The sequence below is a fragment of the Peribacillus sp. P4_D6 genome (assembly GCF_056401795.1).
This window is the reverse complement of record NZ_JBFUIQ010000040.1, coordinates 23,775-33,095: the sequence shown is the minus strand read 5'-3', so window position 1 is coordinate 33,095 and position 9,321 is coordinate 23,775. Positions and strand designations below refer to the sequence as shown.

The window sequence follows — 9,321 nt, the reverse complement described above, 5'->3', positions numbered from 1 at the left end:
CAGTTATGGCGCTTTGTGGCTCCAGCTTTGAAACCGGAAGAGTGAAGGGTTACATTTCGCTTCATACCCGGACTGTTCATTCTATTCATCACAGGTATCTCATTTGGATATTTTGTGTTGTTTCCAATAGTTCTGGGTTTCCTAACTTCCCTATCGGCCGGGCAGTTCGAGATGGTGTTCACTGCGGAAAAGTATTTTCGTTTCATGATTAATTTGATCTTACCTTTCGGGATTTTATTCGAGATGCCGCTTGTGGTCATGTTCCTGACCAGATTAGGCATCATCAATCCAGCGGTGTTGAAAAAGTCTCGCAAGATTTCTTATTTCGTCCTGGTCATCATCTCAATCCTGATTACACCTCCAGATATAATTTCGGACATTTTGGTTATCGTCCCTTTACTTGTGCTTTATGAAGTGAGTGTACAGCTGTCCAATATGGTTTATCGTAAAAGGCTTATGAAAGATGAGTCAGCATTATCCGTGACATGAAAAGGATAATCACAGCCTATTGAAAGTAACATTTCTTGGGAAATAATTAATGGAACAATAAAAAGTTGAGGGGAGCCCCCTCAGCTTTTTATTGTGGGATAATACTTTTTGGGAATGTTTAGGGGGTATGCTTTTGCATTTGCCTTCTAACCAATGTGATTATGTAAGGGGACGAAGTTTTAACCTATAAAAGCCTTCTATTTGTCCAATCCTGTGGAATTTAAATTATTTAAATCAAAGTTTTTGTCAACTAATCACAAGTTACATAAGTTGAATATAAACTCTGCAATGTCTAAATGATTATGTAGTAGACCATGAACATCTTCTAGTTTTAAGGGGGGGTTATTTTTTTTATTTAGAAGGAAAGAGGATTCTGGTTAGCGAATAATTGTAATCACTTGAATTGAAAAATGCATTCTTTGTAATAACATTCCAAAATATCGAAAGGTGAAAGGTTCGAATCTTATTATCGTTCAAATATAAATATATATTTAGGGGGGAAAGAGCATTATCAAAATATCGAACAGGATGGTGAGAATGTATGAAGGATTTATTGAAAATTATCGCAGGCAACATTTCCATGACCTTTGCCTATGCTTATTTAATCGTTCCCAATGAAATTATCAATGGCGGGGTAACTAGCTCGGCATTATTATTGAATGCATTATTCGGCTATAACATTGCCATGCTCGCCAATTTGGTTACAGGATTACTGTTAATCGTTTGTTACGTGTTTCTAGGGAAAGAGTACTTTTTTAAGTCGATCGTAAGTTCCCTTAGCTATATGGTTTTTTTTAATTTTTTTTATTCATTGAACATTCATTTTGATATGAATATCGTTTTAGTGATTTTCATTTCGTCGATTTTTATAGCGATAGGATATTATTTATGTATAACTGCAAATGCCTCCACTGTTGGCTTTGACGTGCTCGCCTTAATTTTACATCACAAAAATGAAAAAATAGATATTGCTGCGACAATAAGGATTATTAATCTTATCGTACTGATATTGGGCCTTCTGGTTTATGGTTATGCATCGATTGTTAAGGGAATTGCTTTTACATTGCTTTTTTCATATCTTTTAAAGAAAATGCTGGATAGAAAGCAGAAGGCAGTAACGTCAGCTACGGAAAGTGTGTTGGATGAAACACCAAAGGTAAATAAAGTAAAATAACTAAAATTGGAGACTTAATGGACATCGTTTTTTATTTGAAAATGTTCATTTTGTTATCTAAATATTCTGATTTTTAAATTGACTTTAAAAAAATCAGAGTGTATTATACACATAGAAAGTGGTACTAACATCATGACGTTGTGATGTTAGATTCGCTTCGTTTTTCAAAATAGCCTTAAGGAAGGAGGACTAGTGATATAGAATCTTAAGTTCATAGCGTCATACCCTGTGTTGTTTGAAAATGCCATGTTTCCAGTTCCCACTATCTTTGTGAAAGTGTAAAGGACAGGCAGCTGAAAAGCCTGCTTTACATTCAAGTAGCGATTATCTTAGTTGATTCCCCAAATTATTGAAAGTTGGTGGAGGGTATGAAACATCAACAGGAAGAACTGAAACCAGGTCTGAAACAAAGACATTTAACGATGATATCTTTGAGTGGTGTCATAGGCGCTGGTTTATTCGTAGGAAGCGGTATCATTATTGGTCAAACGGGCCCCGGGGCGATATTATCATATGTTTTGGCAGGCTTGATCGTTGTTTTAGTCATGAGAATGCTTGGGGAAATGGCCACAGTGAATCCTAATACTGGATCTTTTGCGGTTTATGCAAGAGAAGGGATAGGTGAATGGGCCGGTTTTACAACAGGTTGGTTATATTGGTTCTTTTGGGTTATCGTAATCGCTTTGGAAGCAACGGCTGGAGCAGCAATCATTCACAGCTGGCTTCCTTCCGTTCCCGTCTGGGTCATAAGTCTATCATTGATCATCCTATTGAAAATGACGAATATTTTTTCCGTGAAATCGTTTGGTGAGTTCGAATACTGGTTTTCAATCATTAAAATAATCAGTATCATACTATTCCTGTGCTTGGGGGTGGCCGTGATATTAGGGTTTATCCCAACGATAAAACCACCTGGCACTTCCAATCTTTTAAACTTTGGCGGGTTTATTCCAAATGGTCTAAGTTCTGTGCTTGTTGGTGTTGCAATCGTTTTTCATGCATTTGTTGGAGTGGAGATACCAGCGATTGCTGCGGGTGAAACCAGTGATCCGGTCAAATCAGTTAGAAGTGCATTGAATAGTGTGGTTTGGCGAATCCTGATTTTCTATATCGGGTCCATCGCCATACTGGTGACGCTATTACCTTGGAATTCGGCTTCTTTGCTGAAAAGTCCATTTGTCGCCGTACTTGAAATGCTGGGAATCCCTTCTGCTGCCCTGATCATGAATATAGTGATTCTCATTGCATTGCTATCCTGTTTGAATTCGGGATTATATACGAGTTCACGCATGTTATTTTCACTTGCACAAAAGGGTGACGCCCCAAAGCTATTTTCTAAAGTGAGCAAGAACGGTGTCCCTATATTTGCTGTAGTCGGCTCTACTATATTCGCCTTTATCAGCACCATTTTCAGTTATGTTTCACCAGATAAAATCTTTTTCTTTTTAGTGAATTCCTCGGGCGGAGTCGGAATTCTTGTTTATCTGGCCATTGCGGTTTCCCATCTCCGATTAAGGAAGAGAATGGAGAAGGAGAATCCTGGAATATTCAAGATCAAGATGTGGTTATTCCCGTATTTGACTTATGCAACCATCATTTCCATGATTTCCGTGTTAATATTAATGGCTTTTATCGATTCGCAGCGTCCGCAGTTCATCTTTACCATGCTATTTAGCTTGATCGTTATTTGTTCATTCTTTTTCATTCGGCGAAAAAAAGCGAAGTATTTGGAGAATGAATTAAATATTGCTTCTGGTTCCCCTAATTCTGAAAAGTTTTAGCTTTGGCTCTACACCATTGGTTTAATTTAAGGTTACTTCTATGGAATTCCTCAGACAAAATTCTTCAATTCACTAATCAGCTAGAATATGATTCCCATAGAAAAAGAGAATTGTGCCAATAAGTGCTTGGTGCCATCTGTCTTTTAAATCATGAAGGAGGGGTTATATTGAATGGTTTCCGTGTAATAACCAGTGGAGTTGTCCTTGGAGCCATATTGCTGTCAGGCTGCGGCAATTCAGCTGAACCGGACGAGGCTCAACAAGAAAAAAGTCCAATCATGAATGAAAATCCGGAATCAAATACGGGTGAAACCCAAAATCCGGAGGTCATTAAAAAAGGTGTCGGCGATGTGATTCAATCCATAAAAGAATTGGAATCAGAATTAAGTGCGGAAGCGGATCCAGAGAGAATTCAAGAAATGGGAAAAGATATGAGTTCAATTTGGGATTCGATAGAAAAGCAAGTGGAAGATGAATACCCGGATTGGTATGAAAGGATTGAGAAAAACCTTTACCCATTAATTGGGGAGTCAGGGAATCCGGAAAAGGACCTTGAAAAGATTAAACGACTCTCTGAAGCAACAAAGGAAGATTTACAGTTATTTTTGGAAGAAGTTAATTGAATTCTCTTTATACCCTGGTTTAGCAAGTTTGGTGATTTTGGAGGAGGTAAGATGAGGAGGGGAGCATAGATTGGAAAGGGCAAAAGCATGCAAAGAGGTTCAAGCAGTGATATTCGATTGGGCAGGAACGACGGTGGATTATGGTTGTTTTGCACCTGTCCAAGCATTTGTCGAGATATTCAGGATAAGGGGGATCGATATTACCATTAAGGAAGCAAGGGAACCTATGGGTTTATTGAAAATGGATCATATTATGGAACTCCTGAAAATGAAACGAATCTCTAATTTGTGGAGTGCTAAATTCGGGAAAGAACCGGACGAAAGAGATTTAAATTCATTATATAAGGACTTTGAGGCTTTGCTTTTTAAAGTTCTAAAGGATAATGCCAAGCCAATACCCGGCGTAATTGAATTAGTCAGCCGTTTAAGGCAGCAAGGAATAAAAATCGGTTCGACAACGGGGTATACTCGTGAAATGATTGATGTTGTTAAAGAAGAGGCGGAAAAATGGGGCTATCAACCCGATTCCATCGTTGCGTCCACCGAAGTGCCTACAGGTAGGCCTGCTCCTTGGATGTGCTTTAAGACGGCGATGAATCTCCAAGTGTATCCACTCAGCAAAATCGTTAAAGTGGGTGATACGATCAGTGATATCAAAGAAGGAATTTCTGCGGGAATGTGGACTGTTGCCGTATTGAAAGGCGGCAGTGAAATCGGACTTTCAGAAGCAGAAATCAGTGAAATGGACCCTTATGATCTGCAAAAACGGATGAAGCATGCAGAAAACCGTTTTTTGAATGCAGGTGCCGATTTCGTAATTGATGAAATAGGTGATTTATTGGAGATCATCGATAGAATCAACTACAGATTGACTGAAAAAAAGGATATATTTATTGGTTAAAAAAGAGTCAAATACATGTGTTAGTGCCTATGCTGGACAGAGATTTTAAATTAATTCGAAATATTCAAATTATTTATTGACTGTTACGCATAATGGTAGTATTATACATCTTATAACTGGTACGGACGTCGCAACGTCATTATCAGAAATAAATTTAATTAAGGAGAATGTGCTATGGTCGAAACAAAAATGTTAAGAGGTACGAAAGTAAAAATGACACCAAGTGAAGCCATCGTTGAGACATTAGTGGCCGAGGGAGTTAAACATATCTCGGGAATTTTGGGATCTGCTTTCATGGATATGCTTGATTTATTGCCAACTGCAGGCATTCGTTTCATTGGTGTCCGCCATGAACAAAGTGCAGCACATATGGAAGATGCTTATTGTCGTGTCTCTGGTGTTGCTGGAGTTGTCATCGGGCAAAACGGACCTGGAATGACGAATATGGTCACCTCTGTCGCAGCGGCCAATCAAGCTCATACTCCAATGGTGGTCATATCACCTTCAGCTGGTACACCAACAGTTGGATGGGATGGTTTTCAGGAATGCGATCAGGTTTCCATCTTCAAGGCAATCACGAAAGAAACAGTTAGAGTGACACACCCAGGCCGGGTCGCTGATTGCCTAAGGACAGCATTTCGGATTGCCTATGCCGAGAGGGGACCGGTTTTATTCGATATCCCTCGTGATTACTTCTATGGTGAAGTGGAAGATCAAATACTTCAACCACATCAATATCGCGTGGATGAAAGGGGCTGCGGGTCTTCTGAATCCTTGGATAGAGCGGCAGAAATTTTAGCCGAGGCGAAGTATCCGGTGATCATTTCCGGTAGGGGAACGGTTGATTCAGATGGCATTGAGGAAATTAAGAATATGGCGGAATATTTAACGGCTCCGGTAGCTGTCTCATATATGCATAATGATGCTTTTCCTGCTGATCATCCATTGTCAGTAGGCCCAATCGGTTACATGGGTTCAAAGGCTGCGATGAATACACTTAAGAAAGCGGACGTCATATTGGCGGTAGGCACAAGATTATCGGTATTTGGAACGTTACCATGCTATGACATTGATTATTTCCCGAAAGATGCGCAAATCATCCAAATTGATATTAACCCAAGGCAAATAGCGAGGACGCACCCTGTGGAAGTGGGAATCATCGGAGATGCCCGCGAAGCGAGTCGTGAAATCTTGAAACGGTTGAGGGCTGATAAACCAAACCTAAAACAAGAAAAAGAGCGGATAGTAGAAGTTACGAATGAAAAACAAAAATGGGAAGAAGAATTGGTGAATCTTGCGATGATCGATGGAACCCCGATCAATCCGCGTCGGGCCCTATTGGAATTGACAAAAGTGTTGCCTGAAAATGCCATCGTTACTACAGATATCGGTAATGTATCTTCAAGTGCAAACGCTTACTTGAAATTCAATCAGGGACGCAGGCATATCGCTGCGCTTACATTCGGAAATACTGGATTTGCTTACCCATCCGCACTAGGTGCCAAATTAGCTGAGCCGAATACGCCTGTTATAGCCATTGTTGGAGATGGCGCGTGGGGCATGWGCTTACATGAAGTGAGCACGGCCGTTGAAGAAAACATACCTGTCATAGCTTGTGTCTTCAATAATAATGCTTGGTGCGCTGAGAAAAAGAATCAGGTCGATTTTTATAATAACCGTTTTGTCGGGGCCGATATCCAAAATCCTGATTTTGCAGAAGTTGCCCGATCAATGGGTGCTGTAGGCATTAGGGTGGAAAAAGCAGACGAGTTAGGCGCTGTCATTGAAAAAGCAATAAAATCAAACAAACCGACTGTCATTGATATACAAGTGGATGGAACACAATTGGCTCCGCCATTTAGAAAAGATGCATTAAAAATGCCTACTAGATTATTAGAAAAATATTCTCATTTAGATCATAAAAACTGGGATAAATAAAAAAAGGTGATAGGACAGCTGCGATGCCCTGATGAACGATTGGGGTCATCGCACCATCACCAATTCGCATAAAAGGATCTGTAACAGCATGGGAACTTAACTTAGTTGCATTCGATGAAAAATAAGGGGGTTTCAAAAGTGAAGATGGAAACTGAAACGAAAGACCTTGTTCAAATGGATAAAGACCATTTATGGCATGCGATGCATCGCTATAATGAGAAGGATGCTCCCATGATGGCTACAGAAGGATCCGGCTCATGGTTCACTGATACTAAAGGGGATAAATATTTAGATGGTGTCTCCGGATTATGGTGCTTGAACCTTGGTCACGGACGAAAAGAGATTGCCCAGGCAGCATATGAACAAATGATTAACTTATCTTACTTCCCTTTAACATTAAGTCATAGGCCGGCAATCGAATTATCTGCAAAAATAAGTGAACATTTAAAGGGCCCTTATACAACTTTTTTTACGAACAGCGGCTCCGAGGCGAATGAGACAGCTTTTAAAATAGCCAGGCAATATCATTCCCAAAATGGAAATCAGGGTAAATACAAGTTCATCTCAAGGTATAGAGCTTATCATGGCAATACTTTTGGCGCGCTCAGCGCAACTGCACAGGCTAATCGGAGAGTGAAATATGATCCGGCGGTTCCAGGTTTCCTGCATGTTCCACCCCCGTACAGTTATCGAAGCCCGTTTGGGGAAAACGTTGAAAACTCCGATTTGCTTGCAGCTGAATATATCGATCAGGTCATTAACTTTGAAGGAGCTGAAACGGTAGCGGGCGTTATCCTTGAACCATTCATCTCTGGTGGCGGGGTCCTTATTCCTTCAAAAGAATACTTAACGAGGGTTTCGGAAATCTGTAAGAAGCATGATGTTCTATTAATTGTGGATGAAGTGGTTTCAGGTTTTGGAAGAACCGGAAAAATGTTTGGGTTCATGCACTCAGATGGGGTTCAACCGGATATTGTTACGATGGCAAAGGGTTTGACCAGCGGTTATCTTCCACTTGGGGCAACGGCAGTGAATTCCAGGATTTATGAGAAGTTCAAAGACAACGGAAATTTAAATCATTTCAGGCATGTGTCAACATATGGAGGCCACCCTGCATCTTGCGCAGTTGCGCTAAAGAACATTGAAATCTTGGAAAATGAAAACATCGTTCAACGAGTATCTGAACTTAGTGAATCGACACTAAGCGCGCTCTTTGGATTGACAGCCCTGGATAAAGTAGGGGAGGTTCGGGGAGTTGGGTTTTTATATGGCATTGAATTAGTGGAAGATAAAAAGACAAAAACGCCTGTTTCCGAAGAGTTCATGGGTAAAATAATCGGGGCTTGCAAGGCAAAGGGTCTTATCATCGGACGTAATGGTGATACGGTTCCTGGATATGGTAATGTACTCATCATTGCACCGCCTTTATCTTCGACCGTTGAAGATTTACGCTTTGTCATAGAAACGGTTAAATCCGTTTTATGTGAATTATGCTAACCAAAAGATGATTAGCTTTAGGTTTAGGGTGCTATCTATATAGAAGAAAAAAATGAAGATGGGCATGATATGTCTAGCCGATTTGACATCCATGTCCATTTTTTCATATTAAGTCTAACAGTGTGGGAAAACTGGGGAATCCGAAACAGGAGGAAATATGCAATCACAACAAAGGTTATTGGTGGTTCTGGCACATCCCGATGATGAGTCATTCCTGTGTGGGGGAACCATTGCTAAAATGTCTGAGCGAGGTGTTCAGATAACTTTACTTTGTGCGACAAAAGGCGAAATGGGCAGACGAATGGGAAATCCCATTGTAACAACAAGGGAGGCATTGCCAAAACTAAGGGTGGAGGAGTTAAAAAAAGCTTGTGAAGAATTGGGGATTAGTGATTTGCGATTTTTAAACGTAAGGGATAAAACGGTTGAATTTGAAAGCTTCGATTTATTGGCCGAGAGAATCGTAAAGGTGATTCGTGAAGTTCAGCCGGATGCACTAATTACATTCCATGAGAAATACGGCGGGCATCCAGACCATTGTGCGATTGGCCGTGCTGCCGCATTTGCTTTCTTAAACTCCGGTGATCCCGATTTTTATCCAGATCCATTATTTCCAGCTATTAAGGTTCAGAGTTTGTACTTTGTCCTTTGGCATGCTTTTTATGATGAATGGTTAAAGGAAAACGGGCCGCCCAGTGTCACAGAAGTCAATATAGCAGGGACTTTAAAGAAAAAGATCCGTGCCTTAAGGTCACATCGTTCCCAGACTTTAGCGGTTCCTGAATTGTGGACGAATCAAAATCCAAGCTTGCCTTTTTTAAAGGAATCCGAGTATTTTATCAAAGGGAATTCACTTCCTAATCTAGAAGAAACCGATTTTTTTTAAACGATTGAAAGGATGGGATGATATTTAGTTTA

General features: G+C 40.3%; 7 protein-coding genes and 1 pseudogene. All 8 read left to right on the top strand.

Translation table 11 applies throughout. The annotated features are described in order from the left end of the window. Positions 1–489, top strand: a pseudogene (gene tatC, locus AC1DVB_RS14190) (twin-arginine translocase subunit TatC); the annotation flags it as partial. Between the two features lie 541 nt (positions 490–1,030). Next, positions 1,031–1,663, top strand: coding sequence for a YitT family protein (locus AC1DVB_RS14185; protein ID WP_477589671.1), 633 nt, complete (start codon positions 1,031–1,033; stop codon positions 1,661–1,663). A 368-nt stretch (positions 1,664–2,031) separates the two neighbouring features. After that, positions 2,032–3,444 (top strand): amino acid permease, encoded by a 1,413-nt coding sequence (locus AC1DVB_RS14180; RefSeq protein ID WP_057276002.1) that lies wholly within the window; start codon positions 2,032–2,034, stop codon positions 3,442–3,444. A gap of 167 nt (positions 3,445–3,611) precedes the next feature. Then, positions 3,612–4,067, top strand: coding sequence for a hypothetical protein (locus AC1DVB_RS14175; protein ID WP_095394400.1), 456 nt, complete (start codon positions 3,612–3,614; stop codon positions 4,065–4,067). Between the two features lie 70 nt (positions 4,068–4,137). Next, a complete protein-coding gene (phnX, locus tag AC1DVB_RS14170; RefSeq protein ID WP_477589668.1) occupies positions 4,138–4,968 on the top strand; it encodes a phosphonoacetaldehyde hydrolase in 831 nt (276 codons plus the stop codon). Positions 4,969–5,142: 174 nt separating this feature from the next. Beyond that, on the top strand, positions 5,143–6,906 hold the full coding sequence (gene xsc / locus AC1DVB_RS14165) for a sulfoacetaldehyde acetyltransferase (RefSeq protein WP_477589666.1): 1,764 nt from the start codon (positions 5,143–5,145) through the stop codon (positions 6,904–6,906). 144 nt (positions 6,907–7,050) lie between these two features. After that, a complete protein-coding gene (locus tag AC1DVB_RS14160; protein WP_235568121.1) occupies positions 7,051–8,403 on the top strand; it encodes an aminotransferase in 1,353 nt (450 codons plus the stop codon). Between the two features lie 157 nt (positions 8,404–8,560). Then, positions 8,561–9,289, top strand: a complete 729-nt coding sequence (locus tag AC1DVB_RS14155) for a PIG-L family deacetylase (protein ID WP_057275998.1) — start codon at positions 8,561–8,563, stop codon at positions 9,287–9,289. Positions 9,290–9,321 lie beyond the last annotated feature (32 nt).

What these genes read in the sequence shown, in the direction of transcription:
- AC1DVB_RS14185 (WP_477589671.1), top strand. Translation starts at nt 1,031, where the DNA reads ATGAAGGATTTATTGAAAATTATCGCAGGCAACATTTCCATGACCTTT.
- AC1DVB_RS14160 (WP_235568121.1), top strand. Translation starts at nt 7,051, where the DNA reads ATGGAAACTGAAACGAAAGACCTTGTTCAAATGGATAAAGACCATTTA.
- AC1DVB_RS14155 (WP_057275998.1), top strand. Translation starts at nt 8,561, where the DNA reads ATGCAATCACAACAAAGGTTATTGGTGGTTCTGGCACATCCCGATGAT.
- AC1DVB_RS14180 (WP_057276002.1), top strand. Translation starts at nt 2,032, where the DNA reads ATGAAACATCAACAGGAAGAACTGAAACCAGGTCTGAAACAAAGACAT.